This window comes from Heliomarina baculiformis (assembly GCF_019966545.1).
Classification (GTDB): Bacteria; Pseudomonadota; Alphaproteobacteria; order Rhodobacterales; family Rhodobacteraceae; genus Heliomarina; species Heliomarina baculiformis.
The window spans coordinates 611,455-632,024 of sequence record NZ_JAIMIC010000002.1 but is presented as its reverse complement, the minus strand read 5'-3'; the positions used below and the strand labels follow the sequence as shown (position 1 = coordinate 632,024).

General features: G+C 62.6%; 23 protein-coding genes. 5 read left to right on the top strand and 18 right to left on the bottom strand.

Going from position 1 to position 20,570, the window contains the following annotated elements; all coding sequences use genetic code 11:
• From pal to ruvC, 10 genes are all read right to left on the bottom strand, one after another.
• Window positions 1–513, bottom strand: a complete 513-nt coding sequence (pal, locus tag MF268_RS06695; protein ID WP_238370105.1) for a peptidoglycan-associated lipoprotein Pal — start codon at window positions 511–513, stop codon at window positions 1–3.
• 83 nt (window positions 514–596) lie between these two features.
• On the bottom strand, window positions 597–1,916 hold the full coding sequence (gene tolB, locus MF268_RS06690; protein WP_238370104.1) for a Tol-Pal system beta propeller repeat protein TolB: 1,320 nt from the start codon (window positions 1,914–1,916) through the stop codon (window positions 597–599).
• Window positions 1,913–3,043, bottom strand: coding sequence for an energy transducer TonB (locus MF268_RS06685; RefSeq protein ID WP_238370103.1), 1,131 nt, complete (start codon window positions 3,041–3,043; stop codon window positions 1,913–1,915). The genes tolB and MF268_RS06685 overlap by 4 nt, the downstream gene beginning before the upstream one ends.
• A 9-nt stretch (window positions 3,044–3,052) precedes the next feature.
• A complete protein-coding gene (gene tolR / locus MF268_RS06680) occupies window positions 3,053–3,538 on the bottom strand; it encodes a protein TolR (protein ID WP_088634747.1) in 486 nt (161 codons plus the stop codon).
• A 3-nt stretch (window positions 3,539–3,541) separates the two neighbouring features.
• On the bottom strand, window positions 3,542–4,237 hold the full coding sequence (gene tolQ / locus MF268_RS06675; protein WP_088634748.1) for a protein TolQ: 696 nt from the start codon (window positions 4,235–4,237) through the stop codon (window positions 3,542–3,544).
• Window positions 4,238–4,344: 107 nt separating this feature from the next.
• Window positions 4,345–4,728 (bottom strand): tol-pal system-associated acyl-CoA thioesterase, encoded by a 384-nt coding sequence (ybgC, locus tag MF268_RS06670; RefSeq protein ID WP_238370102.1) that lies wholly within the window; start codon window positions 4,726–4,728, stop codon window positions 4,345–4,347.
• Window positions 4,725–5,348 (bottom strand): hypothetical protein, encoded by a 624-nt coding sequence (locus tag MF268_RS06665; RefSeq protein ID WP_238370101.1) that lies wholly within the window; start codon window positions 5,346–5,348, stop codon window positions 4,725–4,727. The genes ybgC and MF268_RS06665 overlap by 4 nt, the downstream gene beginning before the upstream one ends.
• Before the next feature lie 64 nt (window positions 5,349–5,412).
• Window positions 5,413–6,432 carry a Holliday junction branch migration DNA helicase RuvB gene (ruvB, locus tag MF268_RS06660; RefSeq protein WP_238370100.1) on the bottom strand — a complete coding sequence of 340 codons (1,020 nt, stop codon included), beginning with the start codon at window positions 6,430–6,432 and terminating at the stop codon, window positions 5,413–5,415.
• A gap of 7 nt (window positions 6,433–6,439) precedes the next feature.
• The gene (gene ruvA / locus MF268_RS06655; protein WP_238370099.1) at window positions 6,440–7,129 is read right to left on the bottom strand and encodes a Holliday junction branch migration protein RuvA; all 690 of its coding nucleotides are present in this window, start codon (window positions 7,127–7,129) and stop codon (window positions 6,440–6,442) included.
• Window positions 7,126–7,614: a crossover junction endodeoxyribonuclease RuvC gene (gene ruvC, locus MF268_RS06650; RefSeq protein WP_238370098.1), complete on the bottom strand. Its 489-nt coding sequence runs from the start codon at window positions 7,612–7,614 to the stop codon at window positions 7,126–7,128. Before ruvC ends, ruvA begins: the two co-directional genes overlap by 4 nt.
• Before the next feature lie 341 nt (window positions 7,615–7,955).
• On the opposite strand from ruvC, the gene MF268_RS06645 reads away from it, so the two are divergent.
• On the top strand, window positions 7,956–8,174 hold the full coding sequence (locus tag MF268_RS06645; protein ID WP_238370097.1) for a DUF1127 domain-containing protein: 219 nt from the start codon (window positions 7,956–7,958) through the stop codon (window positions 8,172–8,174).
• Window positions 8,175–8,364: 190 nt separating this feature from the next.
• Here MF268_RS06645 and MF268_RS06640 read toward each other — a convergent pair whose 3' ends face one another.
• The 5 genes from MF268_RS06640 to MF268_RS06620 all read right to left on the bottom strand — a co-directional run bounded on the left by MF268_RS06640 (window position 8,365) and on the right by MF268_RS06620 (window position 14,645).
• On the bottom strand, window positions 8,365–8,709 hold the full coding sequence (locus MF268_RS06640) for a hypothetical protein (protein ID WP_238370096.1): 345 nt from the start codon (window positions 8,707–8,709) through the stop codon (window positions 8,365–8,367).
• A gap of 112 nt (window positions 8,710–8,821) precedes the next feature.
• A complete protein-coding gene (locus MF268_RS06635) occupies window positions 8,822–9,691 on the bottom strand; it encodes a 50S ribosomal protein L11 methyltransferase (protein WP_238370095.1) in 870 nt (289 codons plus the stop codon).
• On the bottom strand, window positions 9,691–11,112 hold the full coding sequence (locus MF268_RS06630) for an MATE family efflux transporter (protein WP_238370094.1): 1,422 nt from the start codon (window positions 11,110–11,112) through the stop codon (window positions 9,691–9,693). The genes MF268_RS06635 and MF268_RS06630 overlap by 1 nt, the downstream gene beginning before the upstream one ends.
• 4 nt (window positions 11,113–11,116) lie before the next feature.
• Window positions 11,117–12,352: an MFS transporter gene (locus MF268_RS06625; protein ID WP_238370220.1), complete on the bottom strand. Its 1,236-nt coding sequence runs from the start codon at window positions 12,350–12,352 to the stop codon at window positions 11,117–11,119.
• Window positions 12,353–12,449: 97 nt separating this feature from the next.
• Window positions 12,450–14,645, bottom strand: a complete 2,196-nt coding sequence (locus MF268_RS06620) for a primosomal protein N' (protein ID WP_238370093.1) — start codon at window positions 14,643–14,645, stop codon at window positions 12,450–12,452.
• A 127-nt stretch (window positions 14,646–14,772) separates the two neighbouring features.
• Between MF268_RS06620 and fsa the strand changes: the two genes are divergently transcribed.
• Window positions 14,773–15,426, top strand: a complete 654-nt coding sequence (gene fsa, locus MF268_RS06615) for a fructose-6-phosphate aldolase (RefSeq protein WP_238370092.1) — start codon at window positions 14,773–14,775, stop codon at window positions 15,424–15,426.
• Window positions 15,427–15,518: 92 nt separating this feature from the next.
• Here fsa and MF268_RS06610 read toward each other — a convergent pair whose 3' ends face one another.
• Window positions 15,519–16,703, bottom strand: a complete 1,185-nt coding sequence (locus tag MF268_RS06610; protein ID WP_238370091.1) for an APC family permease — start codon at window positions 16,701–16,703, stop codon at window positions 15,519–15,521.
• Between the two features lie 246 nt (window positions 16,704–16,949).
• On the opposite strand from MF268_RS06610, the gene MF268_RS06605 reads away from it, so the two are divergent.
• From MF268_RS06605 to MF268_RS06595, 3 genes are all read left to right on the top strand, one after another.
• Window positions 16,950–17,657 carry a DUF484 family protein gene (locus MF268_RS06605; RefSeq protein WP_238370090.1) on the top strand — a complete coding sequence of 236 codons (708 nt, stop codon included), beginning with the start codon at window positions 16,950–16,952 and terminating at the stop codon, window positions 17,655–17,657.
• Window positions 17,654–18,574: a tyrosine recombinase XerC gene (locus MF268_RS06600; RefSeq protein ID WP_238370089.1), complete on the top strand. Its 921-nt coding sequence runs from the start codon at window positions 17,654–17,656 to the stop codon at window positions 18,572–18,574. Before MF268_RS06605 ends, MF268_RS06600 begins: the two co-directional genes overlap by 4 nt.
• Window positions 18,575–18,700: 126 nt before the next feature.
• Entirely contained in the window at window positions 18,701–19,399 is a 699-nt protein-coding gene (locus tag MF268_RS06595; RefSeq protein WP_238370088.1) for a CDP-alcohol phosphatidyltransferase family protein, read from the top strand.
• 6 nt (window positions 19,400–19,405) lie between these two features.
• Here MF268_RS06595 and MF268_RS06590 read toward each other — a convergent pair whose 3' ends face one another.
• Complete coding sequence (locus tag MF268_RS06590) at window positions 19,406–19,813, bottom strand: hypothetical protein (protein WP_238370087.1); 408 nt, start codon at window positions 19,811–19,813, stop codon at window positions 19,406–19,408.
• A 120-nt stretch (window positions 19,814–19,933) separates the two neighbouring features.
• Window positions 19,934–20,398, bottom strand: coding sequence for a methylated-DNA--[protein]-cysteine S-methyltransferase (locus MF268_RS06585; RefSeq protein WP_238370086.1), 465 nt, complete (start codon window positions 20,396–20,398; stop codon window positions 19,934–19,936).
• Window positions 20,399–20,570 lie beyond the last annotated feature (172 nt).

The following is a 20,570-nucleotide window of genomic DNA, read 5'->3' as shown; positions in this document are numbered from 1 at the left end:
TTACCCCGTCAGACCGGCCGACAGTACCGTGACCGCGCGGCGGTTCTTGGCATAGCAGGCCTCTTCGCTGCAAATCTCGATCGGGCGTTCCTTGCCGTAGCTGATCGTCTTGAGCCGGTTCGGCGCGACGCCCCGCGAAATGAGGTATTCCCGCGCCGCGTTGGCCCGGCGGGCACCCAGCGCGAGGTTGTACTCGCGCGTGCCCTGCTCATCCGCGTGGCCTTCGATCACGGCGACGTAATCCGCGTTGGTCATCAGCCATTTCGCCTGACCGTCCAGCACAAGCTGCGCCTCGGGCGACAGGTTCGACTGGTCCACGAGGAAAAGCACGCGGTCACCGACGGTCTGGTTGAAATACGCGGTCGAGGTCGGGTCATTGGCCGACCCCGGTACGATAGCGCCGCTGCCTGCGCCGCCGCTGCCATAGGCGTCGTCGCCAAAGCGGCCCGCATTGGTACAGGCGCTGATGGCGACCATCGCGCCAATCATCAAAGTCTTCTTCAGAATGCTCATCTCGATGCCTCGATCGGGTTTATTGTTGCGTCCTGTCTATCACAGGCAAAACGCCTTGTGAACGCCGCGCTGCAGGGCCGCGATCAATCCTGCAAGGGCGACCAAGCCGGGTCCGACGCGCCATCCGGCGTCGGGATCGGCTTGAGGTTGCGCCCCGAGATATCGACCGAGTAAAGCCCCGACCGGCCCTGTGCGCCCTGCGTCTCGCGGGCGAACATGATGACACGGCCGTTCGGCGCCCATGTCGGACCTTCATCAAGGAAAGACGCGGTCAGCAGGCGTTCCTCGCTGCCATCCGTGCGCATCACGCCGATGTGAAACCGGCCCTTGCTCTGCTTGGTGAACGCGATCATGTCACCGCGCGGCGACCAGACCGGCGTGCCATAGCGGCCCTGCCCGAAACTGATCCGCGTGGCCTCACCGCCACTCGCCGGCATCACATAAAGTTGCTGCGTACCCGAACGGTCGCTCTCAAAGACGATCTGGCTGCCGTCCGGCGAATAGCTCGGCGCGGTTTCAATAGACGGCGCGCTGGTGCGCCGCACGATCTCGCCCGAGGCGATCTCCATCGTGTAAATGTCCGTATTGCCGCCCTCGGTCAGAGAGAACACCACCGTGTGCCCGTTCGGCGCGAAACGCGGCGCAAAGCTCATGGTGCCTTCCTTCTGTTCCAGCACCCGGCGCTGCACCTGCCCCACGTCCAGCACGTAAATCCGCGGCGCGCCGGTCTCGTAACTCGTGTAAAGCACCCGGTCACCGCTGGGCGAGAACCGCGGCGCCAGCACGATCGAGGAACTGTCCGTCAGGTACTGCACATTCGCGCCATCGTAATCCATGATCGCCAGCCGCTTGGCCCGCTGATCCTTGGGTCCGCTTTCCGATACAAAGGTCACGCGGCTGTCGAAATAGCCGCCCTCGCCCGTGATGCGCGAATAAACTGCGTCGGCCACCTTGTGCGCCATGCGCCGCCAGCCCTGTACCGAGCCGGTGAACTGCAACCCGTTGCCAAGTTCCGCATTGGAAAACACGTCATACAAGCGGAATTGCACCGTGAGCGTATCACCCGAGGTACTGACCGCACCGGTCACCAGCGCCTGCGCGTTGACCGCCTTCCAGTCCGCATATTGAACCGGCGCGTTGAAATCGTTGATGCCGCTGATATAGGCGCTCGACGGCACTTCGCGGAACAGACCGGTTCCGGACAGATCCGCCGAGATCACCCGCGCAAGGTCGGCCCCGATCTGCACATCCCCCGGCGTCGCGGGCACGAGGTTCGGCACCGCGAAAGGCAGCGGTTCGATCACCCCGTCGGTAATCTCGATCCTGAGCGGCCCGTTCTGCGCAAGCACCGGAGTCGTAACACAGGAGAGGCCAACGAAAAGGCTCAGCAGAAATCGCTTCATCTTATGCGCATCCTTTCAGGATTGAATGTCATTTCGATCTCGCGCCATTGCGCATATTTATCGACCGGCAGGTCAAAGCCGGAGGCGCCGCAGCGGATGATCGCCCGGCGTGCGGCCTCGAAAGCCTGACGTGCCGAGGTACTGTCTCCACCGGAACTCGACGTCATGGTAATGGTTCCCACATCCGGCGTTCCATCCTGTGCCATTGATACGGTCACAACCACTGTTGTCGCCAATGCCGCCGATGACAAGGACCCTACGTTCCAGCACCGGGACACCGCCACACGCAATGCCTCTTTTTCCCCCGCCGACAGCGGCGGCCCCGACGGCGCGGGCGCGGTTTCGCTGGCCCCGCCAAGGGCCTGGGCCAGCGCATCGTTCACCGCATCGGTGGTGTCGATGGGCGCAGGCGTCTGTTCGGCGGGCGGCGTTTCAACGGGCTCAGGTTCCGGCTCGGGCCGGGTTTCGGCGGTCTCGACCGGCTGCTCGGGACGCGGCGCAGGGCGCTGCGTCGGCGGGCGGCGTGACTGGCTTGGCGCAAGCCGGGCTTCCGGCGCGGTTTCCGGTTCGATCCGGTCGGTCGCGGCTTCGGGCGCGGTTGCTTCCTGCACCTCCTGCGCGGTTTCCGCACCGTCGTCTTCTACGACCTCACTCTGCTCGACCTCGTCGGGCCGCGTATCTTCGGGCGGTGCTTCGACAACCTCGGGCGCGACACGCTCGATCGGCGGCGGCGCAACGACGTCCGGCGTCGGCTCCGGCTCGGCAATCACTTCGGGCTGTTCCGGCTCCGGCTGGGGGTCCTCGGCCACCTCGGGCGCGGGCGGATCGGGCACCACCGGCGGCTCCGGAGACACTTCCGGCGCCGGTTCCGGCTCGGCCACGGGTTCCGGTTCGGGCTTCGGCTCGGGTTCAGGCTCCGGCTCGACGACCGGCTCCGCAGGCTGAGGCTCTGCCCCCTGCTGTTCGGCCTGTTGCGGCGCGGTCAGCGCTGCGTATTCCTCTTCCGTCACAACCGAGACATTGGCCACGTCGAAAGGCAACGGCTCGCTGTCAAAGCTGCCGGCAAAAAGGGCGAAAAGGATGACGGCGACATGACCCGCGCCTGAGATTTTTGTGCCCGTCTGCACGGTGCCACCCTACCTGTCCGCGCCGCCCGGCGTCCCGTCGAATGTCGGCCCGCCCGTATCGGTCACCAGACCCACGTTGGAAAATCCGCCCGCGTTCAGCGCGCCCATCACCTGCATTACCGTCTCATAGGGGATCGCCCCGTCGGCGCGCAGGAATATCCGGTCGCTGCTGCGTTCGGCTGCAATCGCGCGCAGCTTGGGCACCAGCTCGTCCCGCGCCGTATCGGTCGTCTGGATCTGAACCTGCCCCTCGGCGGTGATCGTCACCGTCAGCGGCTCTTCCTCATCGCCCGGCAGGGCGCTGGCGGCGGTTTTGGGAAGCTGCACCGGCACGCCCACCGTCATCAGCGGCGCCGCCACCATGAAGATGATCAGCAACACCAGCATCACGTCCACGAAAGGCGTGACGTTGATTTCCGACATTGGCCGGTTGCTGCGCCGGGACCGCCTGCGCTTGCCCCCGCCTCCGCCCGGTTGCTGTACCGCCGCGCCCATCGTTCAGGAATCCAGCTGCCGCGACAGGATGGTCGCGAATTCATCGGCAAAGGATTCATACCCCGCCACGATCCTGTCACTGTCCGCCGAAAGCTTGTTGTAAAAGATCACTGCCGGAATGGCCGCGATCAGCCCCAGACCCGTCGCCAGCAGCGCCTCGGCGATACCGGGGGCGACGACGGCAAGGTTGGTATTCTGCTGCTCGGCGATCTGCACGAAGGCATGCATAATGCCCCAGACCGTGCCGAACAGCCCGATGAAAGGCGCGGTAGAGCCAACAGTCGCCAGCACCGGCAAGCCACGCTGCAGGTCCTCGGCTTCCTTGTTGATCGCCACATCCATCGACCGGTCGATCCGCGCCTGCGCGCCCGGGATCAGCGCCCCGTTGTCCCGGTGCGAGCGACGCCATTCGGTCATCCCGGCGGCAAAGACCTTCTGCGCATTGCCCTCCGGATCCGCGCCGATCTGGTCGAACAGCGTATCCAGCGGTTCACCCGACCAGAAGGCCTGATCAAAGACCGAGGCCTCGCGCCGCGCCCAGCGGTACAGGATATGTTTCTGGATGATGATCGCCCAGGACCAGACAGAGGCTGCCAGCAGCAGCAGCATCACCAGTTTCACGGTAAAGGTTGCACGCGCAAAAAGCGCCCACATGGAGAAATCGATCTCCTGCGCCAGCGCCAGAGTTTCTGTTTCCATAAGCCTGCTCGTTTCAGCGGGCCGTATTGGTTCGGCCCTTCATTGCCAATGGATCTAGCGCAGATCCGATGCAATTGCCAACAATACCGCAGCGGCACGCGTTTTTGTTACAGGCGTGCGCGAATCTCTGCCGGAAGCCGCACCGGCCGTCCCTTGGCGTTCATGCAGACCGCCTCGACCTCGGCGGTAAAGATCACCTTATCGCCGCGCAGCACCCGCTGCCCCATGCTAAGGCGCGCGCCCGACACGCTTGTCACCTCGGTTTCGATCACAAGCTGATCCTCGAACCGTGCCGTCGAGAGGTACTCCGCCGTGATCCGCCGCACCACCCAGACGATCCCGGCCTCGCGCATCGCATTCTGGTCGTTGCCCAGCTGGCGCACGTAATCGCTGCGCGCCCGCTCGATGAACTTGAGGTAATTGGCGTGGTAGACCACCCCGCCCATATCGGTGTCCTCATAATAGACCTGCACCGGGAAACGATGGCTCATGCCCCCGGCTCCATCCGTGCGAACAGCCGCAGCGCATGGGCGCTGTCCGCCGCCGCTCCCGGCATCACCGGATCATAGGCCGCCCGGATCACCCCGGCGATCTCTGGTCGCAAGATCGTCGACTCCCCGGCCAGCGCCAGCGGCGAGCGTTCCCGGAACGCTCCTTCCGACCAAAGCAGCATCACCTGCACCACCTGGTTCAGCGCAAGGTCCCCGGCGGGCTGCGCCGCCATCTCCGCATCCATACAGATGAACACGAAGGCCGCCTTGATCGCGCCATCCTCGTCGAACCGGAACACCCGGTACTGGTTCGCGCCCGCCTCCCGCAACCGCGAAACCATCTCGTCCAGCTCCGGGATCAGTTTGCCCAGATCCGGCACATCCAACAGCTCGGACCAGTCCCGCATGAAAAAGATCATGCAATTGCTGCCGAATTCCGGATCGGTTTCGGCCATCTTGTGATCCGCTAACACGACCACAGCCTCGAACGCCCCCTTGAGCACCGACAGCGTTTCTTCCTCTACCCCGAACACCACCGGCGCCAGCGGCCGACCCCAGCGGGCAAACCGGTAAGACCCGTCATCGCGGGTAAACAGGGTTTCGATCTCTTCCGGTGACATGGCCGCCTCTTCTTTGGGTTTCAAAATATCCCCGCCGGAGGCATAAAATCTAGAAAGCAACAGATCAACCGAACAGATCGTTCTGCCCCTTGGGCGCCGGCAGTCCAAGGTGATCCCACCCTTTCTGCGCCAGCATCCGCCCGCGCGGCGTGCGCTGGATCAGCCCCTGCTGCAGCAAGTAGGGTTCGATCACCTCTTCCAGCGCGTCCCGGCTCTCTGACAGCGCCGCCGACATGGTCTCGATCCCGACCGGCCCGCCCGCGTAATTCTCCGCGATCAGCCGCAGATAGCGCCGGTCCGCCCCGTCGAGCCCAAGGTGATCCACCCCCAGCCGCGTCAGCGCATTATCCGCCAGTTCCCGGCTGATCCGGCCATCACCCTCGACCACCGCGAAATCCACCACCCGGCGCAGCAGGCGTCCGGCGATCCGTGGCGTGCCCCGCGCCCGGCGCGCGATCTCGCGCGCCCCGGCATCATCCGCCGGTGCGCCCATCTTGCGGGCATTGCGCGTCACGATCTCATGCAACTCCTCGACCGTATAGAATTGCAGCCGGGTCGGGATCCCGAACCGGTCCCGCAGCGGCGTTGTCAAAAGCCCCATCCGCGTCGTCGCCCCGACCAGTGTAAAGGGCTGCAATTCGATCCGTACGGTCCGCGCCGCCGGCCCTTCGCCAATCACGAGGTCCAGCTCGAAATCCTCCAGCGCTGGATAGAGAACCTCCTCCACCGCCGGGTTCAGCCGGTGGATCTCGTCGATGAACAGCACGTCGCGCGCTTCGAGATTGGTCAGGATCGCCGCCAGATCGCCCGCCTTCGCCAGCACGGGTCCCGAGGTCATGCGAAAACCGACTCCCAGCTCGCGTGCCATGATCTGCGCCAGCGTCGTCTTGCCAAGACCGGGCGGTCCGTGAAACAGCGTATGATCCATCGCCTCGCCGCGCTGCCGCGCCGACTGGATGAAAATCTTGAGATTGGCTCGCGCCTCGGCCTGCCCGATGAATTCATCAAGCACCTGCGGCCGGAGGGCGCGGTCGTGATCTTCCGGCAGGGGCTCTGGCCGCAGGGTCGGATCGCTTTCCATCATTCCCGCCTCACGACTTCGGCGCCAAAAGCTTCAGCGCCGCACGGATCAGCACCCCTTCGCCCGCTTCTGGGTTATTGGCTGCCGCTTCGGCCACCGCAGCGGCCGCTTCGCTCGGCCCGTAGCCAAGATTACCAAGCGCCGACAGCGCATCCGCCTGTGCCGCTCCCGATCCCCGCGCAACAGCGGCCGCAGGCGCCCGGGCGGTCGCGCCGCTCGTATCTGCCCCGTCGCCCGCGTCGATCACATCACCCGCCGCCGAGAACGCGCCGCCCGGCTCTCCGCCCATCGCCATCACGGCCGGGGCCTTGTCCTTGAGATCGAGCACGATGCGCTGCGCCGTCTTCGGCCCGACACCCTTGGCCGCCTTCACCGCGTTCCAGTCGCCCAGCGCGATGGCCCGGCTCACCCCGTCCGGCCCCAGCGCCCCGAGGATCGCCAGCGATACTTTGGCCCCGACCCCCTGCACGCTGGTCAGCAACCGGTGCCACTCTTTCTCGACCAGCGTCGAGAACCCGAAAAGCTGCAACAGGTCTTCGCGCACCAGCAGATCCGTATGGATCGACACCGCCTCACCGATCCCCGGCAGCGATGCCAGCGTGCGCTCGGAACAATAGACAAGGTAACCCACCCCGCCCACGTCGATCAGCACATGATCCGAGGCCCGGTAATCGAGCCGCCCGCGCAGCCGCCCGATCAAGACGCCACCTCGCGCAGCACGTGACCGGCGTGGCGCGAATGACAGATCGCGATAGCCAGCGCATCGGCCGCATCCGGCCCCGCCGGGTCGCATCCCGGCAATTGCAGGCAAACCATGTGCAGCACCTGCTGCTTGTCCGCGTGGCCAACACCCACGACAGTTTTCTTGACCGTGTTCGGCGCATATTCCCCGACCACAAGCCCGGCCTTGGCAGGCACCAGCATGGCAATGCCCCGCGCCTGCCCCAGCTTCAGCGTGCCCGCCCCGTCCTTGTTGACGAATGTCTGCTCGACCGCCGCCGCATCCGGACCATAGCGCGCAATCACATCGCTCAATTGATCATAAAGGGACAGCAACCGTTCTGCGAGAGTCTCGCCCTGCGAGACACAGACACCGTTTGCGACATGGCTCAGGCGTGAGCCGACCGAATCGATTACGCCCCAGCCAGAGTTTCTCAAGCCCGGATCGATACCCAGAATTCGCATGTCCTGCCCTGTCCCGCCGCGATATCTCACGGATGTTACCAATTTTTTTCAGAAATAGCACGAAACGTGAACACGGGCCAGTCCTTTCGCGCAAAGTCTGAAACCGACACCCGCCAGCCGCAGAGCGACAGCTCAGCTCAAAAACGACGCAAAAAATCAACTAAAATCTGCAAAACAGGCACGCTGAAGTCATAAATTTTTCAAAAATGATCATCTTATGTGCAAGCCATGCAAAAAGCGCATGGTCATTATGCATTTTGCAGACTTGCCCGGGCAAAATTTCCCCCCTAATTGCCCGGGACAACAAGACAAACTGCAACCCCTGAAAAGAGGACAAGGATATGGCTGCATATTACATCACCCGCTCTCACGATGGCCTTCAAACTTTTGCTGGCCGTATCGGCACCGTTCTGGCGAACGTCTACGCGTCCGTCGTTGACTGGAACGACGCCCGCGTTACCCGCAACGCTCTGTCGTCCCTGACCGACCGCGAACTCGAAGACATCGGTCTGGTTCGTGGCGATATCGATCAGGTCGCCCAAAGCCACCGCCTGTTCTGAACCACAGGCACAGCCACTCACGGCTATTGTTAAAAGCGCAGCGTGAAGACCTCACGAGGCGCTTTTTCAATTTTCAGGGTTTGTTAATGATATCCCCGACAGGCGCGCGTCACACGGTCGGGAGCACGCAAAACCGACGTCGTGATGTACAGGGGGTGTACAGATGCTGTACAGCTATCACCCCTGAATTTTAATGAAATACCCGCCGGATCTGACCCGAAACGATCTCTGAAAGGGGATCGACCCGCATGGCCAGCGCCCCGGCCTGTGCAATGACGTTTCCGGTGTTCAGAATATCGACTCGTCTGTCATAGGTTTCCGGCCCCAGTTCGGCCAGAAGCGTCCCCTTGAACAACACGAAGGCACCAAGGAAGATCGCGAAATATCGCGGCGAGGCGGAATTGCTGCTCGCGCGCCTTGGCTTGAATTCGACAAGACCGTCCGGCCCCATCACAGCCGCATAGCCATGCGCCATTTCGCGGTGCTTTTTTAGCAGCCGTGTGATCCTTTCCCGAAACTCTGCATGTCCAGACATTTTACCGTCCCCATGAGATGGCCCCCAGCCGCCCGGGAACCATGTTTCTAAGGGAATAAGGCCAAACTTTGGCAATCCGGGCAGGATTGGCGGAAAACAGCCGACCCGCCGCCTACTTTTGCAAAAGCAGCGTCATCCAGTCGCCAATCTGCTCTTTTTCGACAAGATTGACCCCGGCTTCGGCATAGGCTGCTTCCATATCGGCACTCTGGTCCTCAAGAATGCCGGACAGAATCGCATAGCCACCGGACCGCAGGTTGGCCGAAAGATCGCCTGCAAGCGCTATCAGCGGCCCCTTCAGGATATTGGCAAAGATCAGGTCATAGGGTGCCGAGCCTTTCAGCGCGTCATTGTCGAATCCTGCGGCCTGAAGGCAGGTGACCTCGCCCTCCATGTCATTGGCGCGCAGGTTGGCCATCGCTACATCCACCGCCACGTCGTCGATGTCGCTGGCAAGGATCGAACGTCCCGGCCAGACCCGCGCCGCTGCCATCGCAAGCACTGCTGTACCACAGCCAATATCCACAACCCGTTCGGCCTCGAACCCCTTGCCAAGCAGGGTTTCCAATGCGCGCAGACAGCCGAGCGTAGTGCCATGGTGGCCGGTGCCAAAGGCCATCGCGGCTTCGATCAGCAAGGGCTGCACGCCCTCGGGCACCTTGTCGGCATCATGGCTGCCATAGACAAAGAACCGCCCGGCACGCACCGGCGCCAGTTCGCGGCGCACATGGGCGACCCAGTCGGTTTCGGGCAGTTCCGAAATGACAAAGGGTTTTGCCTCAAACGCTGCCGCGAGCAGCGCCAGCGCCGCCTCGTCCGGGGCCTCGGTGAAATAGCCGCCGACTTCCCAGAGCCCGGAATCATCCTCGACCTCAAAGACACCGATGCCGGTGGGTTCGGGCTCAAGCCGTTCCATCGCTTCGCCAAGCGCTTCGGCGGGGCGTTTGCCATTCAGGGTGGTCAGTGCGGTAAAGGTCGTCATCAGCGTCTCCGGAAACGATCGGCATTGGCATAGGGGCGCGGCGGTTCCACCTCTACCGGTGGCAGGGCTAGCCGATGCAGGGACCGGATGTACAGCCACGCCCACCAGGCCGCAAGCGATCCGACGATGAGATTTGCCCCTGCCTGCGCATAAATCACCCCGGCGGCCCCGAAGACCCCGGTCATCAGCAGGGCCAGCGGCAGGGTCATCGCCCCGTCGCGCAGCCAGTTGATGACAGTGGACCGGGTCGGACGGCCCAGCGAGTTGAACGCCGCGTTCGACACGAAAAGCGCAGCGGCAAAGACGAAACCGCCCGCACCGACATTGGTAAAGGCCCGCACCACCTCCGCTCCCAGCGGCTCGAGGTCAAAGCCCTTGATCACCAACGGCGCGCTGAGCGACAGAAGCGCCCAGGCGACAAGGGAATAACCGATGCCAAACCGCATGGCGTCGCGGAACGTCGTCTCGAGCCGGTCATATCGGCGCGCGCCGAAATTTTGTCCAAAGATGCCACCGACCGAGCCAGACAGCGACATGATCCCGCCAAAAGCCACAACGCTCAGACGTCCCACAACAGCCCAGCCTGCAACCGCATCATCGCCGAAACGGGCCACGACCGTCGTGATCAGGTAGTTCCCGGCCGGAGTGGCCATCTGGGTCAGGATCGCCGGTATCGAGATCAGGAAAAACGGGTGCAGAAGTTCACGCATATCGGCCAGAGAGGGTTTCGCCATCAGGTCATGCACGCTGATTGCAAAGCGCAGCGCCATGACCAGCATCACGCAGCGAAACAGGGAAATCCCGATGGCGGCCCCGTCAAGCCCAAGGCCAAGCCCGTAGATCAGGATGGGATCAACGACCATCGCAATCGCGCCCGAGGTCAGGGTCACATACATCGAGCGCGCCCCGTCGCCATGCGCCCGCAGCGCCCCGTTGGCGACCATCGAAATCGCCATCACCGACAGCGAGGGCACCGAGATCAGCAGGTAGCGCGCGGCCAGATCGGCGGTTTCCCCGGTCGCGCCGGAATAGGCGAGCAGTTCATGCCGGAAGAGGATGATGAGCGCGGCGGTCAGACTTTGTATGAGACAGGCAAGAAAGGCCGCGCTTGTCGTCGTGCGGCGCGCACGGTCCATGTCATCTTCGCCAATGGCCCGCGAAATAAGTGCGATGGCAGCGATCATGAGTCCAATGCCGACCGACACGGAAAAGAACTGGATCGCGAAAGCAAACCCGATGGCGGCGACCAGACGCGGGTCGCCAAGCTGGGAAATCCAGAACAGGTTGGCCGCGTCCACGATGAAGACAAAAGTAATGCCGAACGCGCCGGTCAGCGTCATCCGCGCCACGTGGCCCATTGTCGACCCGGTCAGGAAACGCCCCTTTGTGACGACGTTTTGCTGATCGGGTCGCGAGGCCATCCCTCTATTCCGCGGGTTCCGCCGTCAACATGCGGCTAAAGATCGTTTCATGCCCCGGTTCGGGATGGCGCGGGATCATCAGCGCCAAACCAAGCGAGACCAGTGCCATCCCTGCCGCGAGGGCAAAAACCGCCGAGGGCGACACGACCCACAAGAGGCCCAGCAACACAGGTAGGAATACCGCCGCGATATGGTTGATGGTAAAGGCCACCGCCGCCGTTGGCGCGATATCACCCGGATCGGCGATCTTCTGGAAATAGGTCTTGAGCGCGAGGGCAAGGCCAAACAGGATATGGTCGATCACATACAGCGTCGCTGCCAGTATGACGCCCCAGCCAAACCAGTACACGCCGCCGTAGAGCGTAAATACCAGCGCCAGACCGACATATTCGCAGATCAGGACACGTCTTTCGCCAAAGTAACCGACGGCGCGGCCCAAGAACGGCGCGACGACCATGTTGATAACGAGGTTGATGAGGTAGAGCGAGGTCAGCTCGTGGACCTCGAAACCAAAGCGTTCGACCATCATGAAACCGGCGAAGACCATAAAGATCTGGCGCCGCGCGCCCGACATGAACTGCAACGCGTAATAAAGCCAGTAGCGACGGCGCAGCACCATCGTCTTGAGCTGCGGATGCGGGGCCTCGAATTGCGGATAGGCGAAAAGCGCAAAGAGCGCCACCACCGCCGTCACCCCGCCCGCCGTCATGAAGACCACGTTATAGCTGAGGTTCAGCGGTTCCCACATGACGACAATAAGAATGAACACGACAAGTGTGGTCGCCGAGGCCGCGCCCATCAGCCAGCCCAGCACCTGCGGCGCGCGCTCCTTGGGCAGCCATTGCAGTTGCAGCGATTGGTTCACCGTCTCGTAATAATGGAACCCGATCGAGCTGAGCAGGGTCAGAAAGAGCAGCCCGCCAAGGCTTGGGAACCACGCGGTAAAGGCGGTGGCAACGCCAAGCAAGCAGAGCGAGATCAGCCCAAGCACCTGTTCGCGCACGAAAATGATGATCGCGATGACGCCGATGGCAAGAAAGCCCGGAATTTCCCGCACAGTGTGCAGCAGGCCAATATCCGCCCCGTCGAAATGCGCCGCCTCGATGACAAAGTTATTGAGCAGCGCATACCAAGCGTAGAACGCAACCGGCATGGACAGGGCGGTAAGAAAGAGAAGGGATACAGGTCGGCGCCAGACCGGCAACTGATCCGCATCGGCAAGGCGAACGAAACGAGTCATGAAGACTGACATACGCCCGTTCCCCGGTCTTGGCGAGAATATTTAACAATGCCCCCAATAATACAACCTGCGCCGGTAAATGCCGCTCTGCGCGGGCTCAGTAAAAGCTCTGCGGATCGATATCCACGGCAAGACGCAGATCGCCCTTGAGCTTGTAGGGCGCGATCCAGCGGGCGATGGCCTCTTGCAGGGCCACGCCCTTGGCCGCCTTGACCAACAACCGCACCCGGTGCCGTCCCCGGACCCGCGCAATCGGCGCGGGCGCCGGTCCGAAAACCTGCGCCCCGACCTGCCGCAACGGCCCGTCATTGCGCGCCAGCGCGTTGCCGAGATCGAACACCTGCGCCACCTCGCTACCCGACAGGATGATCCCGGCCATGCGGCCAAAGGGCGGCACCCCCGCCGCCTCACGTTCGCGCGCCTCCGCTTTCCAGAACCCCGCCTCATCCCCGGCAAGGATCGACCGGATCACCGGATGTTCAGGCTGATAGGTTTGAAGCAGCGCCTCGCCCTTGCGGGTCGACCGCCCGGCCCGCCCGGCCACCTGCCGCATGAGCTGAAAGGTACGCTCGGCGGCGCGCAGGTCGGACCCCTGCAGACCCAGGTCCGCATCGATCACCCCCACCAAGGTCAAAAGGGGGAAATTGTGCCCCTTCGCAACAAGTTGCGTGCCGATGATGATGTCCGCATCCCCCGCCGCGATACTCTCGATCTCGGCCTTCAGCGCCCGGGTCGAGCCGAACATGTCCGAACTCAGCGTCGCGACCCGCGCGTCGGGGAACAGCGCCACCGCCTCTTCGGCGAGCCGTTCAACACCCGGCCCCACCGGCGTCAGCTTGTCCTCGGCCTGGCAATGCGGGCAGACCGTGGGAATTGGCGTCGTCTCTCCGCACTGGTGGCACATGAGCCGCTGAAGGAACCGGTGCTCGACCATTTTCGCGTCGCAATGCGCGCAAGACACCTGCTGCCCGCAGGCCCGGCAAAGCGTGATCGGCGCATAGCCGCGCCGGTTGATGAACAAGAGCGACTGCTCCCCGGCCTCGCGCCGCTTGACGATCTCGCGCCGCAGGGTGGGCGAAATCCAGCGCCCCCGCTCCAGTGTCTCGGCGCGCATGTCGATGGCATGCATATCCGGCATCACCGCATCGCCAAACCGCGCGGTCAGATCGACCCGCGCGTATTTCCCGGCCTCGGCATTGGCCCAAGTCTCAAGACTGGGCGTTGCGCTTGCCAGCACCACCTGCGCCCCAAGGATCGACGCCCGCAGCACCGCCATGTCACGGGCATTGTACAAAACCCCGTCTTCCTGCTTGTAGGAACTATCATGTTCCTCATCGACGATGATCAGCCCGAGGTTCTGAAACGGCAGAAAAAGCGAGGACCGCGCCCCCACCACCAGCTGTGCATCCCCCTGCCCGACCATCTTCCAGATGCGCCGCCGCTCGGTCATGGTGACGCCGGAATGCCACTCGGCCGGGCGCGCGCCGAACCGCGCCTCGACCCGCGTCAGAAATTCCGCCGTCAGCGCGATTTCCGGCAAAAGCACCAGCGCCTGCCGCCCCTGCTGCAAGGCCTCTGCCACCGCCTCGAGGTAAACTTCTGTCTTGCCCGACCCGGTCACCCCCTTGAGCAGCGTCGTACCGTACCGCCCCGAGCGGATCGCCGTGCGCAGGAATGCCGCCGCCGCAAGCTGGTCACCGGTCAGCTCCTTGCCCGGCTGTTCGGGGTCTAGCCGCGGAAAGGGCAGATCGCGCGGGCTGTCCTCTTCAAACACCGCGCCGGATTTGACCAGCCCCTTGACGACCGAGGTGGTCACCCCTGCCATCTCCGCCAGTTCCTTGAGCGTAAAGGCCAGCCCGCCATAGTCGCGCAACACCTCGATCACGCGGGTGCGGGCATCGGTCATCCGGTCCGGCTCTCCGCTGCCCAACCGATAGACCTTGCGCATCGACGGCGGATCGCCCAGCCCCGGCGCCCGCGTCGCCAGCCGCAACATCGCCGGCATCGGTGTCAGCGTGTAATCGGCTGCCCGGCGCAGGAACACGCGCATTTCCTCGCGCATCGGCGCCGCTTCCAGCACCCGAAAGGCCGAGCGGATCTTCGACAGGTCATAATCTCCGCGCCCCGGCCCCCAGACCACGCCCAGAACCTTGCGCGGCCCCAGCGGCACTTCGACAAAGGCGCCAAGAAAGCACCCGCCCTCCGGCGCGCGATAGTCCAGCACCCGGTCCAGCGGCTGTGTGGTCAGCACCCCGATTAACTCGCCCTTGTCGAAAAACGCCTGTTCGGCCACCCGTTCCGCTCCTGCCTCCGCCTGTCGGTTTTGCGCTAACAATTCTCTGGCGTCAGGGGTTCCCGGCACGCATCTCATGAGGTAAACCCTAGCAAAGCCAAGGCCAACCCATCAAAGGACGCAAGTCATGAGATTCTTCGTAGACACCGCCGAAATCGACGCCATCAAGGAACTGCACGACCTCGGCATGGTCGACGGGGTCACCACCAACCCCTCGCTGATCATGAAATCCGGACGCGACATCAAGGAAGTCACCAAGGAAATCTGCGACCTCGTCGATGGTCCGGTTTCTGCCGAAACCGTCGCGCTGGACGCCGAGGGCATGATCAACGAAGGCCGCGAACTGGCCAAGATCGCCGATAACATCGCGATCAAGGTGCCGCTGACATGGGCCGGGCTCAAGGCCTGCAAAACCCTTTCGGACGAAGGCCGCATGGTCAACGTGACGCTCTGCTTCTCAGCCAACCAGGCGCTGCTGGCCGCCAAGGCGGGCGCGACCTTCATCTCGCCCTTCATCGGACGTCTCGACGACATCAACCTTGACGGGCTCGACCTGATCGCCGACATCCGCACGATCTATGACAATTACGGGTTCGAAACCAACATCCTCGCCGCCTCGATCCGCAGCGCCAACCACATGAGCGACTGCGCCAAGATCGGCGCCGACGTGGCAACCGCCCCGCCCGCCGTGATCAAGGCCATGGCCAACCACGTCCTCACCGACAAGGGGCTCGACGCCTTCCTGAAAGACTGGGAAAAGACCGGGCAGAAAATCCTCTAACCCTTCTTTGGGTCAAAAATAATCCCGGGGAGTCGCGCAGCGCGCGACGGGGCAGCGCCCCTGCCCGGGGCCGACTGGGCGGCACGCCGGTGTTATTCGATCGGCGTTCCCAGCACTGCCATAGCCAGCGCAAAGGCCGACAACAGGCCAAAGCCCAATTGATGTCCACGCTCACCCGCGCGCGACGCCGCGATCGCAGCAACCGCCGCCTGCAACGCGTAATAGAGCGCGAACGCCCGCGACGCATGGCTGATGATCTCGAAAACATCAAATCTCCAGGTCAGCGCCAGACCGGTCGCAACCAAAAGCGCATAGGCATGCCCGGGTTTCAGCCGGTCGCCAGTCAGCTCCGCCACCAGACCACCCGCCCCGCCGGTATCGGCAATCGCTGCACTGAACTGGGCGCTCAGCGCCGCACCGACCAGCATGATCGGAAGGACCGGTGCCACCACGGCCATCATGGAAATGATGGCGGCCTCGTCCAGGTCGATATCCTGATGTCCGAAGACATAGCTCGCCAGCCCGATATAAACGAGATAGATCGTGCTCGAGGCAAGCTGCGCCCAGCGCATCGACCTGATCCGCACTTCCGGAGAATAGCTGCGCCCAAGGTATCGTGACGTTTCAAACCCCTGCACGGTCACGATAAGCCCAAATCCCAGCGTGACCGCCTGCCACGGCCCCACTGTCACCGGGTTCAACACCAATGCCCCGGCCTCGCTCTGCTCGCCAAAGTAGATGCCAAGCCCGACGAGCATTCCCGCAATGATCGACAGCTTGATCCCGACAGAGACCTGCTCCATCCGTTCCAGCGCCGAAAAACCGCGTGTCAGCCCCACGACAAGAATGACGATGAAGATCGCGCTCGTGACAAGCCGCGCGTGAAATTCGTCATTCCAAGGCGTCAGGTCCACCGCGAAGGCACCGAACAGGTTGAGATAATAGGCAACCGCGATGAAATAGGCGAAAGCCAGCGCCCAGGACGACAGGTGATCGACCGCGATCTCGGCCCGACCGCGCCCGTCCTGCCGGTCGGCGATATTATAACGAACAGCCGCGCCGATCAGGTAGGCAACCAGGCACAAGAGCACCATGATCGCGGGCGCCCAAGCGCCATAGATCGCGTTCAGCACCGGCCCCAGCACCAGAAAACCGCTGCCGATGATCGAGGCCAGCGGCGTGGTCATGGCCCGCCATGTCTCGGCACGCGACAGGCGCGGCACGGCCAGAACGGCCGCCGTCACGAGGCTCGTCAGGGGGATGATCCAGTTAATCATCGGATTACCTCGCAGGTTTCGGACTTTGCCGACACCGTGAAACAGCAATTCGCCGCGCTGCTCCAGACGCCATTTGATCGCACCCGTTGGAATTAATGCAACAGCGCAGGCGGCAGATTACGGCCTGCCCCGGATCAAAAGTTGACCCGCGTGCAAATTGACGGATACTGATCAGAAAACGGAAACAAACAAAAGAGAATGCGCTGCAGGCGCGCGACTTCCGTACAAGAACAAAGCAGAGGCCCCATGAGCAGCAGCCCGGCAATAGATGATTCCCTGCGCGACAAGATTATCGCGGACCCTGAAACCATCCTCGACGACCGCGCTGTCATGCGGGCCCTGATCGCAGCCAATGAAAAGGCAATGGGCGAAAATATCGTTGATCTGCGTGGCATCGCGATGGAACGGCTCGAGGAACGTCTCGACCGGCTCGAAGACACGCATCGCTCGGTGATCGCCGCGGCCTATGAAAATCTCGCCGGGATGAACCAGATTCACCGGGCCATTTTGCGGCTGCTCGAGCCGTCTGATTTCGAAATCTTCCTGCGCGATCTGGGCGGCGAAGTCGCCGATATCCTGCAGGTCGACAAGGTCACGCTGGTTCTGGAAACGGCAGAGGGCGACGACGATCCCGTGGTGAAACGGCTGCACTCGGTACTAACCGTGGCCGAGCCCGGGTTCATTGACGACTACCTGCTGCAAGGGCGGCGTGGCACGTCGCGCCGCGTGACGCTGCGCCAGATCCAGCATGGATCGGATCGTATTTTCGGCTCGGCTGCCGACTGGATCGGCTCCGAAGCCTGCATGAAGCTCGATTTCGGACCCGATCGACTGCCCGGCCTGCTGGTCTTTGGCGCCGAGGATCCGCACCAGTTCTCGCCGCAGCAGGGCTCGGACCTGCTGTCGTTCTTTGCGGGCGTGTTCGAACGCTCCATGCGTCACTGGTTGCTGTGAGCCTGATCTCACCAGCCTGCCGGGACGCCCTGTCCCGCTGGATCGATAACCAGCGTGCGCTGGCCGGGGCCTCGCAGAACACGATCACCGCTTATCAGGGCGATCTTGGCGAATTCCTCGCCTTCATGACGACCCATCGCGGAGAGCCTCAGGGCCTTGGCGCGCTGGCCGGGATCACCACGTCGGAAATGCGGGCATGGATGGCCCAGGCCCGCGCCGGAGGGATCGGCGCCCGCTCGCTGGCGCGCAAACTCTCGGCGGTCAAAAGCTTTTACCGTTGGCTGGCCGAGCGCGAAGGGTTCGAACCGACCGCCGTTCTGTCGACCCGCGCCCCCAAGTTCCAAAAGAAATTGCCCCGCCCCTTGGCCGAAGACGCGGCGCGCGCGATGCTTGATACGGTCGAGATCCAATCGCAGACCCCTTGGGTCGGTGCTCGCGACACGGCCGTGGTCACAATCCTTTATGGCTGTGGTCTGCGTATTTCCGAAGCACTCGGACTGACCGGCGCGGATGCGCCGCTGCCGCGGACCCTACGCATCATCGGCAAGGGCGGCAAGGAACGGCTGGTGCCGGTGATCCCCGCCGCGCGCGTAGCGGTCGAGCATTACCGCGAACTCTGCCCCTTTGATCTGAGCGCGGAGGCACCACTGTTTCGCGGCGTGCGCGGCAAGGCCCTGTCCCCAAGGATGATACAGGGGGTCATGGCGCAGGCACGCATGCAGCTTGGCCTGCCCGCCACCGCGACGCCGCATGCGCTGCGTCATTCCTTTGCGACCCATTTGCTGACCGCCGGGGGCGATCTGCGGGCGATACAGGAATTGCTTGGCCACGCCTCGCTTTCAACGACACAGGCCTATACCAGCGTCGATACCGCAAGGCTCATGGAAGTTTATGACAAGTCCCACCCGCGGGCATGAAGCGCGACATGGGGCAGCGCTACACTGTGCCGCTTAAACCAGCCGTCGGGAACAATCGACGGGCTGCGCCCCTTATCCCCGGATTTCTCTTTGCATCCGCGTTTCGCTTCCTGCAAAAGTCGCGCCATGTCTGATAAAGTCAAAGCAACGCTCGTCCATCTCTTTACGGCCACAGGCGCCGTTTTCGCCATGCTGGCCATGCTGGCTGCAGTCGATCTGAAGTGGGACCTGATGTTCCTCTGGCTGGTCGTTGCCTTTTTCGTGGACGGAATCGATGGTCCGCTGGCCCGCAAGTATCACGTCAAACACAACGCGCCCGAGTTCGACGGCGTATTGCTCGACCTGATCATCGACTACCTCACCTATGTCTTCATTCCCGCCTTTGCGCTGTTCAAATCCGGGTTGATGGATGGCTGGACAGGCTGGTTCGCGATCATCGTCATCACCTTTGCAAGCGCGATGTATTTTGCAGATACGCGAATGAAAACAAAGGATAACTCTTTCTCGGGCTTCCCCGGCTGCTGGAACATGATGGTCCTGACCGTCTTTGCGCTTCAGCCGAATTTCTGGATCATTCTCGCGCTGGTTACGATACTGGCCATCACCATGTTCCTGCCGTTGAAATTCATCCATCCCGTTCGCACCCAGCGCTGGCGGGCGATCAGCCTGCCGATGGCGTTGGCATGGACCTTTTTCGCCGGATGGGCGGCATGGGTAGACTTTCACCCGGAAAGCTGGGCGCACTGGGGTCTTATCGTGACCAGCGTCTACCTGCTCTTCGCCGGCATCGCGCAGATGATCATCCCCGAGCGCAATCCGGCCTGACCCGGGTCAGAAGACATCGGCAATTGTGTGCCGTTTTCCCGCGTATTCAAAGCTGTCCCCGGCCCGCAGCGACTTCATGCTCTGGTACATCCTGCTATGCTCGGAAATCCCGGCGTATCGGGTGCCGTCGAAATTGAACATGGGCACCGTCACCGCGACGACGCAATAACGTTTGCCAATCCGGCACACCGCGCCGGGCCTGACTCGGTCGGTCATCGAGAAATCCAACCTTCGCATCGCATCAAAGCGTTTCTGGTGAAACTGCACCGGGCCTTCCAGAAGGCGTGTGGGCAACTTCGCCCTGCCGTCCGGTCTTGCCCCGAGGAAGACGTCGTTCAAATAGTTGCCATAGAAGGAAATCGAAATGATGAGATCTTTGCTGATTTCATCGATCAAGCGCTTTCGAAGTGCCATCTTGACACCCAGGCGGGTATTAACTGTCCCCATAACAGCCCCTTTTTTATCTGCCTTCAGGCTGCCTACTGCGACGAGGTTAACAGATTATAAACAGACATCCGCGAAGCGGCATATGTGTCAGATCAGCAATCCTGCTGCCCCCTCATGACGCAACAGGCTCACCTTGGTCTCGATACCGCCACGGGCCGAAAAACCTCCCAGGCCCCGTGCAGAGAGCACGCGGTGACAGGGGATGATGATCGGCACAGGGTTGCCGCCGCAGGCCTGCCCAACCGACTGCGCGGGCATGCCAAGGTTTTTGGCGATTTCGCCATATTGTCGGGTCTCGCCAAAGGGGATGGCTGCGATCTCGGCGCAGACCGCCTTTTGGAAATCAGAGCCCGCGACGCTGACCGGCAGATCGAAGGCACGCAAACCCCGCTTGAAATAGGCGTTCAACTGTTCTTCGGCCGCGATCAGTTCCGGCGCATCGCCTTGATCCTGCAAGGGTTCTTGGGCATCGACCCAGTTCAATGCAGTGATCGCGCCCTCCTCGCTCACGATGGCGATACGGCCCAGAGGGGTGTTCATCAACCGCTGCATTAACCTTCCTTCCCCATGCGCCTTGGCTTTCCCAAGACATGGCCCCGCTTTTAGCACAATTATGCCTGAATTTGTCGGCATGTTTATAGCCATGGAAAAGTCTGTTCCGAGCGGGCTTTCCGGTTTCTGTCACCACTCAAACGATTGCGTGGTCCAATGGGGGTTGGGCCGC